Here is a 19,095-nt window from a genome sequence, read left to right on the forward strand (position 1 = left end):
GCCGGGCGGGCTCCACGCCGGCAACGGCTATGGCGCCATGGCCCACTTCAGGCCGCGTGGAAGGCTCAGAAATCGTAGGGCTTGGCGGTGTTCCAGTTGAGGACGTCCGCCTCGGTCCAGGTGAACTTCGACGGGGTGCCGTCGCTGCCGAAGGAGGTCTGCTCGGCGGCCGGGCCGGTGCCGCCCTCCTCGTTGCGCATGGCGAGGGAGAAGCTCTCCGAGGTGTGGGTGTTCACGTGGTCGGAGAAGAGGTTCACGGCCGAGTAGACCTTGCCGCCGGGCTTGATCGTGATGCGGGTGCTGCCGCCCGGGGCGTCCTTGCGCGAGTGGGGCAGCACGTTCACGCTGTCGCCGAGCATGACGGACGGGTACGACGTGACCCAGCAGGGCTTGGAGTCGGCGTTCTTCGCGGTGATGAGCAGGTGCTCGCCCTGCTGCTGCGGGAAGCGGTGCAGCACGGTGTAGGACATCTCCTGGCCGTCGCACGCGCGGACGTCGGCGGCCTTGCCGGTGGCGGCCGTGGCGCCGCCGGCGGCGCTCAGGGTCAGGGCCAGCGTGGCGGCCACGGTCGCGGCGGCCGCTGCGGTGGTGCGGATGCGAGAAGTGCGCATGACGGGCTCCTGGGTAAATGCGTGGATATCGCGGTGTTTTCCGCGATGTGTTCAGCTTGGCCGGGCCCGCTGCCGTCCCGCTCACGTGCGGCTGCCGTCCCGCTAACGTCCGGCGGCGTCCCGGTTCCGGTCGGTTCCGCGCGTGCGCCGCACCGGCGCCTTGGCCTGATCCGGTGAAAGATCGTCGGGTACCGGAGCGGCGTGACCCGGGCGCGACGGCATACGGCTACCACGGGCGGTGAACGCATCGCCTCACAACACCGGACAGGAGTTGCTTCCGATGGCCACCTCCCGAGCGGACGCCCTGGCAATCAAGGCTGAGATCGTCGCGGCCGACGCCCCGGCCAAGACCTGGCACTTCCAGACCTTCGCGACCCTCGAAGAAGCCGTGATCTTCGTCAACTCCGAGCCCCCGCAGGCTGCGGGGGAGTTCGGGATCTCCAACCGCTCCGACGGGCAGGTGGACGCGATCTACTACCTCTGAGCCCCGCACCTCTCGGCGGCCCAGGGCGCCTGGGCCCTGGGGCCCGAGTCGTGGGGACATCCCCCCGGGAAGGGGTCGGGCCGGCCCCGGCGCGCCCGGGCCCCCCGCGCACGTGACCATGTCCTCAGCAGCGCTTGACACCAGGCTCGTTGGGGAGTGGTCACACGTGATCAGCAACGGGAATCGGCTCGCAGCAGCGGCTCTCGCCCTGCCCGCGACGCCGGCCCCACAGCGGCGCGCGCGGACCGCCTCGCCATCGGCCCCGCCTTCGACCAGGCTCCTGCCTCTCCAGGGGCGAGGCGCTCGGCGGTGAGTGGAAGAAGTTCACCGTCGCCCCGGCCGGTCCCGGCGCGAACGAGCACACGCTCGACCAGGGACGGCGCCGTGACTCCTGCGTCGACCTGCGCAAGGCCCCTGCCGTAGCGCGCAGTTGGCCGGACGCCTCGCGCCCGACGTCCGGCGTCGGCACGCAGTGCCCGAACGGCAAGAAGCCTGAGATCGCCATCGACAGGGCCTACGACGTCCTGGTCCACCGCCATGCCGTTCGGGAGGCGGGCAAGCTGTAGTGCCCCAGTGCGAACCGGGCGTCTGCCGGCCGGCGGGTGCCACACCTGTGAAGCGGATCACAGCGGCGGGCTGTCACGGTTCCCCGGTGCGGGGTGTCTCGATGGGCATCCGAGGAGAGGAGCCGGGTGTGGAGGACGCCTTCACCGAGCACCGTCCGCTGTTGTTCACCATTGCCTACGAGATGCTGGGCAGTGCCGCCGACGCCGAGGACGTGCTGCAGGAGAGCTATCTGCGGTGGAGCGCGGTCGATCCGGCCGCGGTCGAGCATCCGCGCGCCTACCTGGTCCGCGTGGTGACCCGGCAGGCCCTCAACCACCTGCGCGCGGTCAGGGCGCGGCGCGAGGAGTACGTCGGCACGTGGCTGCCCGAGCCGATCCGCACCGCACCCGAGGTGAGCGAGGACGCGATCCTGGCCGAGTCGGTGTCGATGGCCGTGATGCTCGTCCTGGAGACGCTGAACCCGACCGAGCGAGCGGTGTTCGTGCTGCACGACGTCTTCGGCTACACCCACGGCGAGATCGCCCTCTCGGTCGGGAAGACCGAGGTCACCGTCCGGCAGATCGCCCACCGCGCGCGGCGGCACGTCCACGCGCGGCGCCGCCGCTTCGATCCCGACTGCGATGCCTCCCGCGAGGTCGTCCGGCGGTTCCTGCTCGCGGCGGCGACCGGTGAGATCCAGGCGTTGATGGACCTGCTGGCGCCCGACGTCGTCCAGATCTCCGACGGCGGCGGGAAGGTGGTCGCCGCCCGGCGCCCGATCACCGGCCGCGACGACGTCGCCCGGTTCGTCATCAAGGTGATCCGCAACAGTGCCGCGACGACCCATGTCGAGCACACCACCTACAACGGCATGCCCGCGGCGCGGTTCCTCACGGGCGGTGAACTCGACTGGCTGGTCGCGTTCGAGATCCACGACGGACGGATCACCGGCCTCTACGGCATCCGCAACCCGGACAAGCTGCACGGCGCCGACACGGTGCACCCACTCGACAGAGGAGCATCCCAGCCATGGAAACCATGACGGTCGAACGTGTCATCGACGCCCCGATCGACGAGGTGTTCGCCTGGCTCACCACGACCACCAACTACACGAGCTCGCCCCTGGTGGTGCGCTGCCGTCTGACCCGGAGCGGCGAGGGTGCGCCCTACGGGGTCGGCGCGGTGCGCAGTCATCTCTGGCTGATCGGCTGGTTCCGGGAGCGCATCACCCACTACGACCCGCCGTACGCCACCGAGTACGTCGTCGAGCGCAGCCTGCCGCCGTCCCGGCACGAACTCGGCCGCATGACGTTCACCGAGGTCGAGGGCGGCACCCGGGTGTGCTGGACCACCCGCGCCGAGATCCCCGTCCCGTTGCTCGGCGGCCTCCTCACCCGGCGCGTCGCGCGGCCGATCATCACCCGCACCTTCGGCAACATCCTCGATGCCGCCGGTGCCGCGCTGGCCAAGCGCCCCTAGTCGGCCGCCGGCCTGGATCCGGGGTCGAACGGCGCAGGTCAGGCGGTGAATCCCAGGGCCAGGGCGCCGACCACCGGCGCCGCGTACAGCAGCGGGAAGGGGATGTGCGCGTACCAGCGGGCCCGGATCACGGTGATGACGGCGCCCGCGTAGTACAGCGCCAGGCCGATCCCCGCCATGACCCCGATGACCGGCAGGAACAGGCCGACCAGCAGCCCCACCGCCCCCGCGGCCTTGGCCGTGCCGAGCGGGAGGAGCCACGACCGGGGGACGCCGTAGTCGGCCATCGGCTCCACGACCCACTTGGCGCGGAGGAAGACGGAGACGGCCGAGAAGCCGGTCATGGCGGCGGCCAGGAGGGTGACGACGACGTAGGTGGTGGACATCGGGATGCTCCTATCGGGCGGGTGCCGGAGCGACGCGCTCCGGCCGGGGTTCCTCACTGCTATGACCCGCCGCGATATGGAGATGTGACAGATGAACGAGATCAATTCGCGCGCCTCGGGCGCCGTCCTCTACTTCGCGGCTTCGAGGGCGGCGCGCCACACCGGGCTGTCCACGTAGTGGTTGTCGAAGTGCTCGGAGGAGTCCTTGATCTCCTGCGGGCTCGCCTCGCCCCGCATCACCCGGCCGAGCAGGCGGAGGTAGTCGAAGCGCGGCATGCCGGGCGTGAAGACGAACAGCACATCGGCTTCGCAGCCGGGGGCCGCCGCGAAGGCGTGCGGGGTGTGCGGCGGCACGAGCAGGAGGTCACCGGCGTTCAGGATCTTGATCTCGTCGTCGACGAGCACCTGGAGGGAGCCGCTGATGACGAAGAAGAGCTCCGAGGCCCGGGTGTGGAAGTGGGCCGGGGCGCCCACCGCCCCCTCGCTGAAGGTCGAGCGGTAGCTGGTGAGCGAGCTGCCGTCGGTGCCGCAGTCGGCGAGCAGGGTCATGACGCTGCTGGGGTCGCAGGTGGTCTCGGCGTCGGCGGAGCGGGTCAGAACCGGCTTGAGTGCGGTGGCGTTCATGGTGGTACTCCCTGTTCCGGGCTGCGGCCCCGGGCTTCTGCCGTGGCTTCGTGAGTACGACTCTAGGCGCCCAAGCGACCTTCCCCAGGGTGCATTTCCATGCCAAGAAAATGGGTCAATTCTCGCTGCCGTCACGGTTCGACCAGGGCGGGCCGGAGGCGGTCCGACGCCGTGTCGATCACTTCGTCCAGGACGTCGCGGGAGCGGATCAGGTCGGTGATCATCCGGTTGATGCGGTCCCGCTCCGTGGCGAGTTCGGTGACCAGCTGCGGGGTGGCGATCTCGGACGGGGCGCCGTCCGTGTCCCGCATGCAGGGGAGCAGCAGCGCGATCTTCTTGCTGTTCAGTCCCGCGGCGTAGAGCGCCTGGATGCGGATGACCCGGTCGACCGCCCAGTCGCCGTAGACGCGGTGGCCGCTGGGGGTGCGCTCGACCCTCAGCAGACCCTGCGTCTCGTAGTAGCGCAACGAACGCTCGCTCACGCCGGTGCGTCGAGCCAGTTCACCGATCCGCATTCCCCACCCCGTCCGCCGATGTGCGCACTTGAACCTGACATTGGTGTCAACTTTTACCGTACGGGCATGACGAACACACGAGTTGACTCCCGCCTCTTCGAGCCCACCAGCCTCGGCGCTCTCGCGCTGCCGAACCGTCTGGTGATGGCGCCGCTGACCCGCAATCGCGCCGGCGCCGACGGCGTCCCGCAGCCGATCATGGCCACGTACTACGCGCAACGCGCCTCCGCGGGGCTGATCGTCGCCGAGGCCGCCACGCCGAACGCCGTGGGGCAGACCTATCCCAACATCCCCGCGATCTACAACGAGGCGCACGTGGCCGGATGGCGGCGCGTCACCGATGCGGTGCGGGCCGAGGGTGGCCGGATGTTCCTGCAACTGCAGCACGGGGGCCGGGTCGGACACCCCGACAACAGCGGGCTGACCCCGGTCGCGCCGTCGCCGGTACCGCTCCCGGAGACGATCCACACGCCCAGTGGACTCCAGGACGCCGTCGTGCCCCGGGAGATGTCCCTCGACGACATCCGTTCCACCGTGGCCGATTTCGCGGCCGCTGCCCGCAACGCCATGGAGGCCGGCTTCGCGGGAGTGGAGGTGCATGCCGCCAACGGCCACCTCCTGCACCAGTTCATGGCGCGGGGCACCAACCACCGCACCGACGCCTACGGCGGCTCGGTCGCCGGCCGCATCCGGTTCGCCGTCGAGGTGGTCAAGGCGGTCGCCGAGGCCATCGGCCCCGAGCGGGTGGGCCTGCGCATCTCCCCGGGAGTGACCGTCAACGGCATCGACGAGGGCGACACCGGGAGCATCTACCCGGCGCTCGTCGAGGCGCTGGCGGACACCGGCCTGGCCTACCTGCACGTCGTCTTCGCAGACCCGGAGCAGCCCCTCTTCCAGGCCATCCGGAAGGCCTGGCCGGGCACCCTGATGGCCAACCCGGTGCTGGGGTGGGGAGGGCCGCTGCCCGCCGACGGCGGCCGGGAGGCGGGCGAGCGGTTGCTGGCGGCGGGAGCCGACCTGATCTCGCTCGGCCGCGCGTTCCTGGCCAACCCCGACCTCGTCGAGCGGCTGCGCGTCGGCGCCCCGCTCAACCCGGTGGGGGACAAGGGCCTGATGTACGTGGGCGGGGAGGCCGGGTACACCGACTACCCCGTGCTGGCCGCCGCCTGACGGCCAGGGCCCCCAGGGCAGCGGGTGCGGGAGTGGTCTCGGTCACGTGGGTGAAGGTTGTACGTGAATGCGTCTCGATTGGATGGCCCTGGGATTGCACGGGCGTCACGATTGCGAAGAGCAGGGCATTCCCCTGATCGCAAGGCGGGAACAGGCCTTATTTTCAGTGTTCACAACAAATTCCGCGTGTCACCGGTCGAGTGGACTTCGCGTGGGGAGCGTTGTTCACCGAGACAAGAAGGAAAGCCGTTTCATGCGCCGCACCATCGTCCGTCGTACCGCCGTCGCCGCCTCCGCCGTCTCGCTCGCGCTGCTCGTCGGCGCCTGCGGGTCGTCCGACAAGCCCGCCGCCGAAGCCTCCTCCGAGGGCAAGGAGAAGGGCAAGGAGAGCGCGTCCGCCGGCAAGGTCCTCTCCAAGGCGGAGCTGGACAAGCTCATGCTCGTCGAGAGCGACCTGAAGGACCACAAGGTCACCAACGCCAGCGAGGCGGACCTCGCCTCGGTGAAGGCCGCCACCACCGACAAGGCCGAGTGCAAGCCGCTCCTCGACGCCATGACCCTCCAGTCCGGCGGCAAGCCCGCCGCGACGGCGGTGCGCAAGATCATGGCGATGCCCCCGAAGCCGGCCGAGGACGCCTCCCCCGAGGAGAAGGCGAAGGCCGGTCTGAGCGCCCTCGGCGGGACGATCACGTCCGACGTCCTCGGTTCCTACGAGGGCAAGGGCGCCCAGGAGGCCCTCGCCAAGCTGAGCGCGGCGGGCAAGGCCTGCACCGGCGGGTTCACCATGATCGTCGGCTCGGACAAGACGAAGATCAGCAAGGTGGCCCCCGCCACGTTCAGCGGTGGCGACGAGGCGGTCGCCTTCACGCTGACGCTCGACGCGGACGGCTCGAGCGGCACGACCCACGTGGTGGCGTCGCGCAAGGGCAGCACGCTCGCGACCTTCTTCGCCATGAGCCTCGCGGGCAAGGCGGACCAGCCGAAGGCCGTCGTCGACGCGCAGCTGGGCAAGCTGGGCTGACCCTTCCCGGGCTGAAACCGCGACCCCGCCCCGGCATCCGACGCCGGGGTGGGGTCGCGCGTATCCGCTATCCGTGGCCGGTGTCCGCGCGCGACACCGGCAGCTTGACCGCCAGCAGCGCGCCGAGCGCGGCGACGGCCGCGAGGGCCGCCAGGGTGGACCCCATCGCGGTGACGAAGGCCCCGTCGGGCCAGCGCGGGCCGTCGCCGTGCGCCGGGCCGGTGGCGGAGCCGGGTCCGGCGAGGCTCATCAGCATGGTGGCCGCGGCGACCCCCAGCGTCGGGCCGACGTTCATGGCGGTCTGCTGGAGTCCGCCCGCGACGCCCGCGTGCTCCACGGGCGCGTGCCGCACGACGACGGCCGTGGCGGTGACCATCACCGCGCCGAAGCCGGCTCCCATCGCGAGGAAGCAGCCGCCGATCTCCGCGGCCGCGGCCGCCCGGTCGAGCCGGGCGAAGAGGAAGATGCCGAGGGCGAGGAGCGCCATCCCCGCCCCGGCCGTCCGGCGGGGCCCGTACCGGCGCACCAGCACGGCGGCGACCGGCGCGCCCAGCACCATCATCACGGCCAGCGGCAGCGCCCTCAGCCCGCTCTGGAGGGGGTCCAGCGCGAGGACGTCCTGCAGGAAATAGGTGCCGACGAACAGGGCCCCGAAGACCGACGCCGAGGCCGCGACCAGGATGCCGAGCGCCGAGGCGACGGCTGCCGAGCGCAGCACGCTCGGTGGCACCAACGGGTGCGCGGCGCGCCGCACATGGTGGAAGAACGCGCCGCCGGCCGCCGTCGCGGCGGCGAGTTGCAGCGTGATCGCCGTCGTCCAGCCGGTTTCCGGTATCGAGACCAGGGTGTGGACGAGGCAGACCAGGGCCACCGCGAGCAGGAGGGCGCCGGGCAGGTCGAGGCGGACGTCTGCGGCCCGCTCGGGTGCCGGGATGCGAACGACCAGCGCCAGCACACCGATCACGAGCGCCGGTGCGACGCCGAGGAAGAAGACGGCCCGCCAGCCGAAGTGGGCGGTCAGCGCACCGCCGACGACGGGTCCCGCCGCGGCCGCCAGCCCGATGGCGCTGGTGCGCAGCGCGATGGGCATGCCGAGCCGGTCGGGCGGGTACGCGGCGCGCAGCATGCCGAGGGTGGCCGGTTGCAGCAGCGCGCCGAAGACCCCTTGGGCGACGCGCAGGCCGATCACCCAGTCGATGCCGGGCGCCAGGCCGATGCCCGCCGACGTGACGGCGAACCCCAGGCTCCCGACGGCGAAGACCTGCCGGTGGCCGTACCGGTCGCCGAGCCGGCCGGCGAAGACGAGGAGGCTCGCGACGGCGATGAGATAGCCCGTACTGGCCCACTGGACCTGGGTGAACGAGGCGTGCAGGTCGCGCTGCATGGTGGGCTGCGCGACGGTCAGCACGGTGCCGTCCAGGGCGACGATCACGGCCCCGGTGACGCTGCCGACGAGCGTGAGGTTCTGGTGGCGTCGTGAGCTCATCGGCCCACGGGTCCCAGGTGCGCGTCCAGCGCGGTGCGCAGCAGCGGCTCGACGTCCGGGGCGCCCGTGGCGAGTTGGAGGCTGCCCCAGCACCACAGCTGGGCGATGCCGTGCAGATTCGCCCACAGCGCGGCCGCGACGACCGGCGCGTCCGCGTCCGGCCGCACCAGGGTGACCAGGTCGACGAGGATGCCGAAGAGCGGGAGGCTGGTGTCCCGCAGCCCGAGGCGGTCGCTCTCCAGCAGGTCGTGCCGGAACATCAGCTCGAACATGCCGCGGTTGGCCAGGGCGAAGTCGAGGTAGACGCGCCCCAGCGCCAGGAGCCGCTCGCGGGGGGCCGCCCGGCCGTCGCCCACCGCCTCGGTGACCCTGGCGGCCAGGTCGGCGAAGCCCTGACGGGCGATGGCGGACAGCAGGTCCAGATGGGTCGGGAAGTAGCGGCGCGGGGCGCCGTGAGAGACCCCGGCCCGGCGGGCGATCTCCCGCAGGGTCAGCGCCTGGAGTCCCTCGCTCGTCACCAACTCGACGCCGACCTCGATCAAACGGGACCTGAGGCCCATGTCTCGCTCACTCATGGGCACTGTCTACCAAAGCGCGTAGACAGTGTCTACTGAACCCGTCACCCAGAAGGTCTATTTCCGGATCATCCGCCACGGATCGAATTGCTACGCTGGCGAACATGACTGCCATGGCGCCCGCCCGCACCGAACCCGACCTCTCGTTCCTGCTCGACCACACCAGCCATGTGCTGCGCACGCAGATGGCGTCGGCGCTGGCCGGGATCGGGCTGACCGCCCGTATGCACTGCGTGCTGGTCCACGCCCTGGAGGAGGAGCGCACCCAGGCCCGGCTCGCCGAGATCGGGGACATGGACAAGACCACGATGGTGGTGACGGTGGACGCCCTGGAGGAGGCCGGGCTCGCCGAGCGACGGCCGTCAGCCCGGGACCGGCGGGCCCGGATCATCGCGGTCACCGAGGAAGGTGCCCGGGTCGCCGCGCGGAGTCAGGAGATCGTCGACCGGGTGCACGAGGAGGCGCTGTCGGCGCTCCCCGAGGGTGACCGCAAGGCCCTGCTGCGAGCCCTGAACCTGCTGGTCGGCGGGCATCTCGCCAACCCCGTCGAGGGGCCCCGGCCGGCCCGGCGCGCGCGCCAGCGCGAGAAGTGAGGGATGGGGCGTGCCCGGTGGCTCTTTGTGTGCTTTCGATCCGCCGGCGGGCCCTGATGGACTTCGGAACGCTCTGAAGTAGATCGTCTGCAACAAAACTATCTGCTACGGTCTCTCCTGTCGTCACGACTGACAGGAGAGGCCGCCATGCCCGCCGCACCCGCTCTTCCCTCCATCGCCCCCCTCCCGCGAGAGCGAGGGCGGTCGCGTTGGGCGGCCCTCGGTGTCCTCGCCACGGGGATGCTGATGACGGTCCTCGACGGCAGCATCGTGACCGTGGCGATGCCGGCCATCCAGAGCGATCTGGGGTTCTCGCCCGCCGGCCTCAGCTGGGTCGTCAACGCCTACCTGATCGCGTTCGGCAGCCTGCTGCTGCTCGCCGGGCGGCTCGGCGACCTGATCGGCCGCAAGCGCGTGTTCCTGGCCGGCACCGGGGTGTTCACCGCGGCCTCGCTGCTGGCGGGGGCGGCCGCGTCCCCCGCGGTGCTGATAGCCGCCCGGTTCCTTCAGGGGGTCGGGAGCGCGATGGCCTCCGCGGTCAGCCTGGGCATCCTCGTCACGCTGTTCACCGAGCCCGGCGAACGCGCCAGGGCGATCGCCGTGTTCAGCTTCACCGGCGCGGCCGGCGCCTCGCTCGGCCAGGTGCTCGGCGGCGTCCTGACCGACGCGCTCGACTGGCACTGGATCTTCTTCATCAACCTGCCGATCGGGCTCGCGGCCCTCGCCTTCGCCGTGCCCGCGCTGCCCGCCGACCGTGGGGCCGGGCGCAAGGCCGGGGCCGACGTCCTCGGCGCCCTCCTCGTCACCGCGGGGCTGATGCTCGGGATCTACACCGTCGTCAAGGTCGAGGAGTACGGCTGGACCTCGGCGCACACCCTCGGCCTCGGCGCCCTCGCCGCCGTGCTGCTCGCCGCGTTCGTCGCCCGTCAGGCCACCGCCGCCGCGCCGCTCATGCCGCTGCGGATCCTCCGGTCGCGGAGCGTCTTCGGCGCCAACCTGGTCCAGGTCCTCATGGTGGCCGCGCTCTTCTCCTTCCAGATCCTCGTCGCCCTCTACCTGCAGAAGGTGCTCGGATACGGCGCCGCCGAGACCGGTCTGGCGATGCTCCCGGCGGCGGCGGTCATCGGCGCGGTGTCACTGGGCGTCTCCGCCCGCCTGAACGCCCGCTTCGGCGAGCGCAACGTCCTGCTGGCCGGGCTCGCCCTCCTGATCGGGGTCCTCGGCTGGCTCACCCGCCTCCCGGTCCACGCCAACTACCTCGTCGACCTGCTCCCGGTGATGCTGCTCGCCGCCGGCTTCGGGCTCGCGCTCCCGGCGCTGACCACCCTCGGCATGTCGGACGCGGGAGGTGAGGACGCCGGGCTCGCCTCCGGGCTCTTCAACACCACCCAGCAGATCGGCATGGCCCTGGGCGTCGCGGTGCTCTCCACGCTGGCCGCCTCCCGCACCGACGCCCTCCTCGCGGACGGGCGGAGCCGCGCCGAGGCGCTGACCGGCGGCTACCACCTGGCCTTCACCGTGGGCGCGGGGCTGCTCGTCGTCGCCTTCGCGATCGCCTTCACCGTGCTGCGTCCCCGGCGGGAGGCGCCCGCCGGGCGGAAGGCCGACGGGCACGTCATCGCCGCCTGATCCGCCCCCGGCCGGGAAGGCCCGGTCACGCGGTGCCGTCGAGGGACTCCAGGAGATCGCGGAGTCCCTCGGCGAGCGCGTCCCGCTGGGGCCGCGAGAGCGCGGCGAGGATGCGCTCCTCGTTGGCGACGTGGTCGGGCAGGGCCCGGTCGATCAGGGCGAGACCCTCCTCGGTGAGGGTGACGTCCACGACGCGGCCGTCCGAGGCGCTCGGCGTGCGGGTCACCAGGCCCCGGGCCTCCAGGCGGTCGAGGCGCTGGGTGATGGCCCCCGAGGTGACCATCGACGACCGCATCAGCCCGGCGGGGGTCAGGGAGTACGGCGCCGGTCCGCTGCGGCGCAGGGTGGCCAGTACGTCGAAGGACGCCTTGTCGAGGCCGTGCGCGGCGAACGTGCGATTCAGCTCGGCGTCGATCAGCCGGTGCAGCCGCGACAGCCGCCCGATCACCGCCATCGGCGACACGTCCAGGTCGGGGCGGCGCTCGGCCCACTGTTCCAGTACTCGGTCCACATGGTCTGCCATGACTCCACTCTAGCCAATCTCTTAGCGGTGAGATATGTTTGCTTAGTGCTAAGCAATCGGATCGGGATCATCCTTGTGACCGCGCTGGCGCCCGCCGTCTGGGGCACCACGTACCTCGTCACCACTGAACTGCTGCCGCCGGGCCGCCCCCTGCTGGCCGCCGTGCTGCGCGCCCTTCCGGCGGGCCTCCTGCTCGTGGCGTTCACCCGGCGGCTGCCGCGAGGCGTGTGGTGGTGGCGTGCGCTGGTGCTCGGCGCCCTCAACATCGGGGCGTTCCTCGCCCTGCTGTTCGTCGCCGCCTACCGGCTGCCCGGCGGGGTCGCCGCCACCATCGGCTCCCTGCAGCCCCTGCTGGTCATCGGCCTGTCCGCCGGCCTGCTCGGCGAGCGGGTGTCCCTGCGGACCGCCCTCGCCGGCATCGCGGGGGTCGGCGGCGTCAGCCTGCTCGTCCTGCGGGCCGACGCCCAGCTGGACGGCATCGGCATCGCGGCCGCCGTCGCCAGCGCGGTGGTCATGGCCACCGGAGTCGTCCTCAGCAAGCGGTGGACCTCGCCCGCACCCCTGCTCGCGACCACCGGCTGGCAGCTCGTCGCGGGCGGTCTGCTGCTGCTCCCGGTCGCCCTCGTCGTGGAAGGCCCCCCGCCGACGACGCTCAGCACCGCGAACCTGGCCGGCTACGCCTACCTCTCGATCATCGGAGGGGCCCTCACCTACGCCCTGTGGTTCCGGGGTATCCGTGCCCTGCCCCCGACGAACGTGACCTTCCTCGGGCTGCTCAGCCCCCTGGTCGCCACCACGCTGGGCTGGCTCGCGCTCGACCAGGACCTCACCGTCGGACAGTCGCTGGGCGGCTTCGTCGTCCTCGGCGCCCTCGTCGTGGCACAGATACGCAAAGCCCCGCGGGGCCCGCAGACGGAGATCCCGGCGGCGACCCCCGAACCGGCCCGTCCCGTCCCGTCCTCACGCTGAACCGAACCACCCCTCTTCACAAGGAGCTTGAGAACCATGCGCATCACCGTCTTCGGAGCAGCCGGCAACGTGGGCAGCCGAGTGGTGGCCGAGGCACTGTCCCGGGGCCATGAGGTCACCGCCGTCGTCCGGAACTCCGCACGCTTCCCCCAACTGCCCGCCGGGGCCGAGGCCCGCGTCGGCGACGCCTCGAACGCCGAGGACGTGGCCCGGCTGAGCGCCGGCCAGGACGTCGTCATCGGCGCGACCCGCCCGGCACCCGGCAGCGAGGGCGAACTCGTCAAGGCCACCGAAGGGTTGCTCACCGGACTCGCCGGCACCGGCGTGCGGCTGCTGGTCGTCGGCGGCGCGGGCAGCCTGATAGTGCCCGGCACGGGCGGCGCCACCGTGATCGACGCCCCGGACTTCCCCGCGGACTGGCGGGGCATCGCCCTGGCCTGCAACGCGCAGCTTGCTGCTTGCCGCGGTTCGTCCGAGGTGGACTGGGCCTACCTGAGCCCGGCGGCGATGCTGGAACCGGGCGTTCGCACCGGGTCCTACCGGTTGGGCGGTGACGAGCTGCTCGTCGATGCCGACGGTAACTCGGCGATCTCCATGGAGGACCTGGCGGTGGTCCTCCTGGACGAGGCCGAACAGCCGCGGCACCGACGGGTTCGGTTCACGGCTGCGTACTGACCGTTGTCGGGTGCGGTGCCGGTTTCCGCTGGCGCGGGGCCGAATCCGCTGCGCGGGGCTGTTCAGGTGCGGTGTCGGGCCTCCGCGGGCCCCTTGTCGGGCTGCTTCGCTTTACGCCCGACAAGGGGCCCGCTCCGACCCGCCACCTTCCGTGGGTGGGTGGGGGAAAACAAACCCTCTGTGGTCCCGGGTGTCTGTCGGGTGCGGGGCGCCCACTGGTTTTTTCTCCCCCCACCGACCTGTCACAGCCCCGCGCAGCGGGAAACGGCGCCGCACCCGGCAAGGTCAAGGCTCCGCGCAGCGGGAAACGGCGAGGTACCCGCAAAATGGCAGCCGTGAGGATGAACGCCCCGTTGAAGAAAGCCATACAGATCGCCTGCGCGACATCCCTGGCCGGCGCAGCCGTACTCGTCGCGGCGCGAGCCATGACGCTGGACGACGGGACCTGGTTGGCGATGCCCATGGCGGGGTTCCCGTACGTCGTGGCCGGCACCGTGGTCGTCCTGGTCGTGTTGTTGGCGCTGCGCTCGTGGTGGGGTGCGGCGGTGGCGGCCGTTCTGGTCGCGACGGAGCTGGTCTGGACGGTGCCACGGTTCGTTCCCGACAGGGAAGACGTGTCGGCGGGCGCGCCGCGGTTGCGGGTGGCCACGAGCAACGCGCATGTGGGCGCGGTCGATCCCGAGGCGCTCGTCCGGTTCGCCCGCGCCGAGCGGCTGGACGTGCTGGCCATGGAGGAGCTGACGCCGCAGGCGATCGCGGCGCTCGACAAGGCGGGCATGGCCGAGCTGATGCCGCACCGCGAGCTGCACCCCGAGTCGGATTCCTCGCTCTACTCCCGGCTGCCGCTGACGGGCGGGGGTCTGCTGCGCGGCCGGGCCACGGTGTGGCCGCAGACGACGGCCGCCGTCAAGGTCGGCGGGCGCACGGTGCGGCTGGTGGCGGTCCACACGCTCTACCCGCTGGGTGACGCCCGGCGCTGGGCGCGGGACATGCGGGAGCTGCGGGCCGAGGCGGTGGACTCGGGCCGGGACACGGTGTTCCTCGGGGACTTCAACGCGACCCTCGACCACGCGCCCATGCGGAAGCTGCTGTCCGCGGGGCTCACCGACTCCCACGCGGAGCTCGGCCGTGGTTGGGCCCCGACCTGGCCGGCCGATGCCTCGGGTGTGCCGGCCCTGCTTCAGCTGGACCACGTCCTGCACGGCCGCGGGCTGGCGGCGGTCTCGGTCAGCGAACACGTTTTGCGGGGCTCTGATCACAAGGCGGTTGTCGCGGAACTGGGCCTTGTCGGCTAATGGCGCATCACCGCTGCGCGGCGGTGTCCTCGATCGCCGGACGGGCTTGGTGCGGCTGAGGCCGGCCGAAACCAGCCCGTCCGGCGTTTGAGGACGCGCCCGCAGGGCGCTCGCCGCCGTAGGCGGGTACGGCCTCTTGGGGGTCGGTCGTCCGGCCGTGCTCGAACGCCTCCTCGAAGGCCGCCTTTCCCATGGCGGCCTCCGCCGCCGTCGTGATCCGGTCGACGTCGCCGCGCTCGGCGGGCGGCAGGGGCGCGCCCGCCGACTCCCGGGTGGCCGCCGCCGCGCCGAGGAGGAAGGCGGCCCGCCCGGGGGACCCGGACAGGGCCTCGACCCCGGAAAGGCCCTCCAGGGCCAGGGCGACGGCCCGGGGGCCGCCGATCAGGCGGGCGGCCGCCAGCCCCTGGAGGTGCAGGGCCCGCGCGGCCTCCGCGTCGCCGCGTTGTTCGGCGACGAAGCCCAGTTCGGCGAGGATCAGCGCGTTGCCCGCGGGCTCCGGCGCCACCTGCTCGTACCACTCCCGGATCCGGCGGAGGTGGGTCTCGGCGGTGGCGAGGTCGCCCTCCCGGCGGGCCCCGAGGGCGAGGCCCATCTCGGCGTGTATCTCACCGAACTTGAAGCTCTGCTCGGCGGCGGTCCGCCGGGCCCGCTCGTGCAGCTCGCGCGCCCCGTCCCGGTCCCCGGCCAGCAGTGCGAGCCGGCCGAGGCCCGACAGCCGTGCGGAGACCTCGGCCCGCAGGCCGAGCTCCTCGGCCATGCGCAGCCCGTCCCGCAGGATGCCTCCGGCCCGCTCGTAGTCGCCGCCGATCTCGGCGAGCGCGGCCAGTGGGACGACGCTCTGCAACCGGCCCCAGCGGTCGCCCAGTTCCCGGAACAGCTCCGCGCTGCGTTCGCCGTCGTGCCGCAGCGCCGCCATGTCGTCGCGGATCAGGGCGTGCACCGCCCGTCGGCCGAGCGCCGCCGCGACGCCCCACCGGTCGCCCCGCTCGTGGAACCCGGCCAGGGCGAGCTCGACGAGCGCCTCGGCGCCCGCCAGATCGCCCGCGTTGAACAGGGCGTACGAGCGGAACCACCGGGCCTGCGGCCAGGGCCCGGCCTCCGCCGTCTCCTCCGCCGGGGAGAGTGGCGTCCGGGTGCCCGACAGCAATGCGAAGCTGCCCCACAGGGAACGGACTTCGGCCCGTAGGGGGAGGGACTCGGCCGGCATCCCCAACGCGCTTTCCAGCGACCGGCGCGCCTCACCCAGCCGGCCCCGCAGCAGCCAGTACCACGACAGGGCGGCGGTCAGCCGTAGCGCCGTTTCCGCCGGGCCCTGCCGGACCGCGGTGTCGAGGGCCGTGCGCAGGTTCGCGGTCTCGGCGTCGAGGACGGCGAGCCAGTGACCCTGCTCGGGGCCGCGGAGGCGGGGCGCGGCGCGCTCGGCCAGTTCGGTGTAGTGGTGCAGGTGGCGGGCGCGTACGGGCTCGAGGTCCGCCATCTCCCGCAGGCGTTCCGTGCCGTACGCGGCGACCGATTCGAGGAGGCGGTAGCGCGGGCCCCGCGGGCCGTCCGTCATGACGACCAGGGAGCGGTCGACCAGGCGGGCCAGCAGGCCGAGGACCTCCTCGGCCTGGACGCCGTCGCCCGCGCAGACCGCTTCCGCGGCCTGGAGCGTGCAGCCGTCGGTGTGGGCGGCGAGGCGGCGCAGCACGATGCGCTCGGGGGCCGTGAGCAGCTCCCAGCTCCAGTCGATCACCGCGCGGAGGGTCTGCTGGCGTGGCGGGGCGCCGCGGTGGGTGCCCGTCAGGACGCGGAAGCGGTCGTCGAGACGGTGGGCCAGTTCGCGTACGCCCAGCGCGCGCACGCGCGTGGCCGCGAGTTCCAGGGCGAGGGGGAGGCCGTCGAGCCGCCGGCAGATCTCCTCGACGGCCTCGGTGGTCGTGGCGTCGAGGACGAAGCCGGGGGCGGCGGCCGCCGCGCGGGCCGCGAAGAGGCGCACCGCTTCGGCGGCGGGCAGCGGTTCCACCGCCCGCACGGTCTCGCCCGCGAGCCCCAGCGGCTCCTGGCTGGTGGCGAGGACGCGCAGGCCGGGCGCGGTGCGCAGCAGCAGGTCCGTGAGGTGCGCGACGTGCTCGACGACGTGCTCGCAGTTGTCCAGGACGAGCAGGGCGTGGCGGTCGCGGAGGGCCGCCGCCAGCCGGTCGGCGGGCGCGGCGGCGGGCACCGGCAGGCCCATGGCCCCGTCGTCGCGGAGGCCCAGCGCGGTGGCGATCACTTCGGTGAGGTCGGCGAGGGAACCGCGCTGCCCGGCGAGTTCGACGAGCCGGACCCCGTCGGGGAAGGCGTCGGCGTGCCGGGCGGCGGTCTCGATCGCGAGACGGGTCTTGCCGACCCCGCCGGGGCCGGTGAGGGTCACCAGGCGCCCCGCCGTGAGCAGTGCGCCCGCCTCGGCCACCGCCCGCTCCCGGCCGACCAAGGGGGTGAGCGGGGTGGGCAGACGCGTGCCCGGGCGGGCGGCGGGGGCCGGTGCGGCGGCCGGCTCCGGGGCCTGGGTGAGGATCGTCCGGTGGACCGCGGCCAGCTCGGGGCCCGGATCCAGGCCCAGCTCCTCGGCCAGCCGGACGCGCAGCTCGTCGTACGAGGCGAGGGCCTCGCTCTGCCGCCCCGCGCGGTACAGCGCGCGCAGCTGGGCGGCGCGCAGCCGCTCGCGCAGCGGGTGGCGGGCCACGAGCTCGGTGAGCTCCCCGACGAGCGTGCCGTGCTCGCCCGCCGCGAGCCGCGCCTCGGCCCGCTCCTCCAGGACGGTCAGCCGCTGCTCCTCCAGGCGCAGCGCCGCCGTGCGGGCGAACTCCTCGTCGGCGAAGTCGGCGTAGGCGGGGCCGCGCCACAGCCCGAGCGCCTCGGTCAGCAGGGCCGCCCGCGCCCGCGGGTCGCCGGTGGCGCGGGCCCGTGTCACCAGTGCCCTGAAGCGGTCCGCGTCCACGTCGCCGTCGTCGATCCGCAGCCGGTATCCGGGCGGTTGGCGCACCACGCCCTCACGGCCCAGGACCCGGCGCAGCTGGGAGACCTTGTTCTGCAGGGCGTTGGCGGGGTGGGCGGGGAGGTCCTCGCCCCACAGATCGTCGATCAGCCGGTCCGCGGAGACCGGCCGCCCCTCGTGCACCAGGAGGTCGGCCAGCAGCGCCCGGACCTTCGCCTCCGGCACCCTGACCGCGTCCCCCGCGCCGTCCCGGACCACCAGCGGGCCCAGCACCCCGAACCGTCCCCCGAACCCCATGCCGAAACCGTAACCCGGCCCACCGACAGCGGACCGTCAGGAAACCCACAGCGCCCCTCGGCACAGTGGGCACCACGAACCCGGCGGTGCGCAGAGGCCGCCGGAACAGCCAAGGGAGCAGCGGGACATGACCACGTACGCGGGTAAGAAGGCCGTCGTCATCGGCGGGACGATGGGCATGGGGCTGGCCATCGGCAAGCGGCTCGTCGAGGGCGGCGCGGAGGTCCTGCTGACCGGCCGCAACCCCCAGAACCTCCAGGACGCGCGGACCGAGCTCGGCTCGTCGGCCCATGTGGTCTCCTCCGATGTGGCCGACATGGCCGCCATCGCGGCGCTCGGCGACACGGTGCGGGAGAAGCTCGGCCGGATCGACCACCTCTTCGTCAACGCGGGCATATCGGAGCTGGCCCCGGTCGCGCAGGTCACCGAGGAGAGCTACGACAAGCAGTTCGCGGTGAACACCAAGGGTGCGTTCTTCACCGTGCAGCGACTGCTGCCGCTGATCGCGGAGGGCGGCTCGATCGTCTTCACCACCTCGGTCGCCGACATCATGGGCTACCCCGGTATGGCCGTCTACTCCGGTACGAAGTCGGCCCTGTGGTCCTTCGCCCAGGTGCTCGCGTCGGAGCTGGTGGGGCAGGGCATCCGCGTCAACGCGGTGTCTCCCGGCTTCATCGACACCCCCAGTGGGGGCGTGCAGGGCCTGAGCCCCGAGGAGTTCGAGGCCATGCAGCAGATCGGTGACGCCGTCACGCCGATGCGTCGGCACGGCTCGGCCGACGAGGTGGCGCGCGCCGCGCTGTTCCTGGCCGTGGACGCGACGTTCACCACGGGCGAGAAGCTGCACGTCGACGGCGGTCTCGGCCAGCACGTCGCCGTCCCGCAGGACTGATCGGCGACGCGCCCTAGGCCGCCGTCTCCGCCTGCTCCTCCAGGAGGGCGATGCGCCGGTGCCCCCAGGCGTTGAGGGGGGCGAGCGCCGCGTAGAGGTCGCGGCCCAGTGCGGTGAGGGAGTACTCCACCTTGGGCGGGACCACGTCGTAGACCTCGCGGTGCACGATGCCGTCGGTCTCCAGCTCGCGGAGCTGCTGGGCCAGCACCTTCTCGCTGATGCCCGGCAGCAGCCGCCGCGTTTCGCCGAAGCGGCGCGGACCCTCGTCGAGGGCCCACAGGATCAGGACCTTCCACTTGCCGTCGATGACATCGACGGCGGCGTCGACACCGCACTGGTACGACTGCTTGCCCATGGCCCGTTCCC

At 72.7% G+C, this 19,095-nt stretch carries 21 protein-coding genes; 12 read left to right on the forward strand and 9 right to left on the reverse strand.

The features are described 5' to 3' along the window. Positions 1-65: 65 nt before the first annotated feature. Complete coding sequence (locus FHS38_RS22710; RefSeq protein ID WP_184736225.1) at positions 66-611, reverse strand: DUF4232 domain-containing protein; 546 nt, start codon at positions 609-611, stop codon at positions 66-68. A 280-nt stretch (positions 612-891) separates the two neighbouring features. Here FHS38_RS22710 and FHS38_RS22715 point away from each other — a divergent pair, with 280 nt between their 5' ends. From FHS38_RS22715 to FHS38_RS22725, 4 genes are all read left to right on the forward strand, one after another. Beyond that, positions 892-1,095, forward strand: coding sequence for a hypothetical protein (locus FHS38_RS22715; protein ID WP_184736227.1), 204 nt, complete (start codon positions 892-894; stop codon positions 1,093-1,095). A 182-nt stretch (positions 1,096-1,277) separates the two neighbouring features. Beyond that, on the forward strand, positions 1,278-1,661 hold the full coding sequence (locus FHS38_RS36390; RefSeq protein ID WP_373301799.1) for an erythromycin esterase family protein: 384 nt from the start codon (positions 1,278-1,280) through the stop codon (positions 1,659-1,661). 101 nt (positions 1,662-1,762) lie between these two features. Then, positions 1,763-2,683, forward strand: coding sequence for an RNA polymerase sigma-70 factor (locus FHS38_RS22720; protein WP_184736228.1), 921 nt, complete (start codon positions 1,763-1,765; stop codon positions 2,681-2,683). Then, the gene (locus FHS38_RS22725; protein WP_184736230.1) at positions 2,671-3,120 is read left to right on the forward strand and encodes an SRPBCC family protein; all 450 of its coding nucleotides are present in this window, start codon (positions 2,671-2,673) and stop codon (positions 3,118-3,120) included. Before FHS38_RS22720 ends, FHS38_RS22725 begins: the two co-directional genes overlap by 13 nt. 38 nt (positions 3,121-3,158) lie before the next feature. On the opposite strand, the gene FHS38_RS22730 is transcribed toward FHS38_RS22725, so the two are convergent. The 3 genes from FHS38_RS22730 to FHS38_RS22740 form a co-directional block, all read right to left on the reverse strand. After that, positions 3,159-3,506 carry a DoxX family protein gene (locus FHS38_RS22730; RefSeq protein WP_184736232.1) on the reverse strand — a complete coding sequence of 116 codons (348 nt, stop codon included), beginning with the start codon at positions 3,504-3,506 and terminating at the stop codon, positions 3,159-3,161. Positions 3,507-3,635: 129 nt separating this feature from the next. Continuing rightward, positions 3,636-4,130 (reverse strand): cupin domain-containing protein, encoded by a 495-nt coding sequence (locus FHS38_RS22735; protein ID WP_184736235.1) that lies wholly within the window; start codon positions 4,128-4,130, stop codon positions 3,636-3,638. Positions 4,131-4,261: 131 nt separating this feature from the next. Further along, positions 4,262-4,645 (reverse strand): MerR family transcriptional regulator, encoded by a 384-nt coding sequence (locus FHS38_RS22740; protein WP_184736237.1) that lies wholly within the window; start codon positions 4,643-4,645, stop codon positions 4,262-4,264. A gap of 66 nt (positions 4,646-4,711) precedes the next feature. Between FHS38_RS22740 and FHS38_RS22745 the strand changes: the two genes are divergently transcribed. Both FHS38_RS22745 and FHS38_RS22750 read left to right on the forward strand, forming a co-directional pair. After that, positions 4,712-5,815 (forward strand): alkene reductase, encoded by a 1,104-nt coding sequence (locus FHS38_RS22745; RefSeq protein ID WP_184736239.1) that lies wholly within the window; start codon positions 4,712-4,714, stop codon positions 5,813-5,815. Positions 5,816-6,068: 253 nt separating this feature from the next. Continuing rightward, complete coding sequence (locus tag FHS38_RS22750; RefSeq protein WP_184736241.1) at positions 6,069-6,836, forward strand: sensor domain-containing protein; 768 nt, start codon at positions 6,069-6,071, stop codon at positions 6,834-6,836. A gap of 67 nt (positions 6,837-6,903) precedes the next feature. Here the strand turns inward: FHS38_RS22750 and FHS38_RS22755 are convergent, their stop codons facing one another. Both FHS38_RS22755 and FHS38_RS22760 read right to left on the reverse strand, forming a co-directional pair. Next, entirely contained in the window at positions 6,904-8,322 is a 1,419-nt protein-coding gene (locus tag FHS38_RS22755; protein WP_184736243.1) for an MFS transporter, read from the reverse strand. After that, positions 8,319-8,897, reverse strand: coding sequence for a TetR/AcrR family transcriptional regulator (locus FHS38_RS22760; RefSeq protein WP_184736245.1), 579 nt, complete (start codon positions 8,895-8,897; stop codon positions 8,319-8,321). The genes FHS38_RS22755 and FHS38_RS22760 overlap by 4 nt, the downstream gene beginning before the upstream one ends. A gap of 104 nt (positions 8,898-9,001) precedes the next feature. Between FHS38_RS22760 and FHS38_RS22765 the strand changes: the two genes are divergently transcribed. Then, the gene (locus FHS38_RS22765) at positions 9,002-9,490 is read left to right on the forward strand and encodes a MarR family winged helix-turn-helix transcriptional regulator (protein ID WP_184736247.1); all 489 of its coding nucleotides are present in this window, start codon (positions 9,002-9,004) and stop codon (positions 9,488-9,490) included. Between the two features lie 147 nt (positions 9,491-9,637). Next, the gene (locus FHS38_RS22770; protein ID WP_184736248.1) at positions 9,638-11,119 is read left to right on the forward strand and encodes an MFS transporter; all 1,482 of its coding nucleotides are present in this window, start codon (positions 9,638-9,640) and stop codon (positions 11,117-11,119) included. A 25-nt stretch (positions 11,120-11,144) separates the two neighbouring features. Here the strand turns inward: FHS38_RS22770 and FHS38_RS22775 are convergent, their stop codons facing one another. Beyond that, the gene (locus tag FHS38_RS22775; protein WP_184736250.1) at positions 11,145-11,642 is read right to left on the reverse strand and encodes a MarR family winged helix-turn-helix transcriptional regulator; all 498 of its coding nucleotides are present in this window, start codon (positions 11,640-11,642) and stop codon (positions 11,145-11,147) included. A 75-nt stretch (positions 11,643-11,717) separates the two neighbouring features. On the opposite strand from FHS38_RS22775, the gene FHS38_RS22780 reads away from it, so the two are divergent. The 3 genes from FHS38_RS22780 (at position 11,718) to FHS38_RS22790 (ending at position 14,581) form a co-directional block, all read left to right on the forward strand. After that, positions 11,718-12,611 (forward strand): EamA family transporter, encoded by an 894-nt coding sequence (locus FHS38_RS22780; RefSeq protein WP_373301780.1) that lies wholly within the window; start codon positions 11,718-11,720, stop codon positions 12,609-12,611. Between the two features lie 36 nt (positions 12,612-12,647). Beyond that, positions 12,648-13,286, forward strand: coding sequence for an NAD(P)-dependent oxidoreductase (locus tag FHS38_RS22785; protein ID WP_184736254.1), 639 nt, complete (start codon positions 12,648-12,650; stop codon positions 13,284-13,286). 341 nt (positions 13,287-13,627) lie between these two features. After that, positions 13,628-14,581: an endonuclease/exonuclease/phosphatase family protein gene (locus tag FHS38_RS22790; RefSeq protein WP_229822323.1), complete on the forward strand. Its 954-nt coding sequence runs from the start codon at positions 13,628-13,630 to the stop codon at positions 14,579-14,581. Positions 14,582-14,588: 7 nt separating this feature from the next. Here FHS38_RS22790 and FHS38_RS22795 read toward each other — a convergent pair whose 3' ends face one another. Beyond that, positions 14,589-17,837 carry an AfsR/SARP family transcriptional regulator gene (locus tag FHS38_RS22795; protein ID WP_184736256.1) on the reverse strand — a complete coding sequence of 1,083 codons (3,249 nt, stop codon included), beginning with the start codon at positions 17,835-17,837 and terminating at the stop codon, positions 14,589-14,591. A gap of 127 nt (positions 17,838-17,964) precedes the next feature. Between FHS38_RS22795 and FHS38_RS22800 the strand changes: the two genes are divergently transcribed. Beyond that, positions 17,965-18,729: an SDR family oxidoreductase gene (locus FHS38_RS22800; protein WP_184736258.1), complete on the forward strand. Its 765-nt coding sequence runs from the start codon at positions 17,965-17,967 to the stop codon at positions 18,727-18,729. Positions 18,730-18,742: 13 nt separating this feature from the next. Here FHS38_RS22800 and FHS38_RS22805 read toward each other — a convergent pair whose 3' ends face one another. Continuing rightward, a complete protein-coding gene (locus FHS38_RS22805; protein ID WP_184736260.1) occupies positions 18,743-19,084 on the reverse strand; it encodes a winged helix-turn-helix transcriptional regulator in 342 nt (113 codons plus the stop codon). Positions 19,085-19,095: the final 11 nt, after the last annotated feature.

Origin of the sequence: Streptomyces netropsis (assembly GCF_014203545.1) — a bacterium.
GTDB lineage: Bacteria > Actinomycetota > Actinomycetes > Streptomycetales > Streptomycetaceae > Streptomyces > Streptomyces netropsis.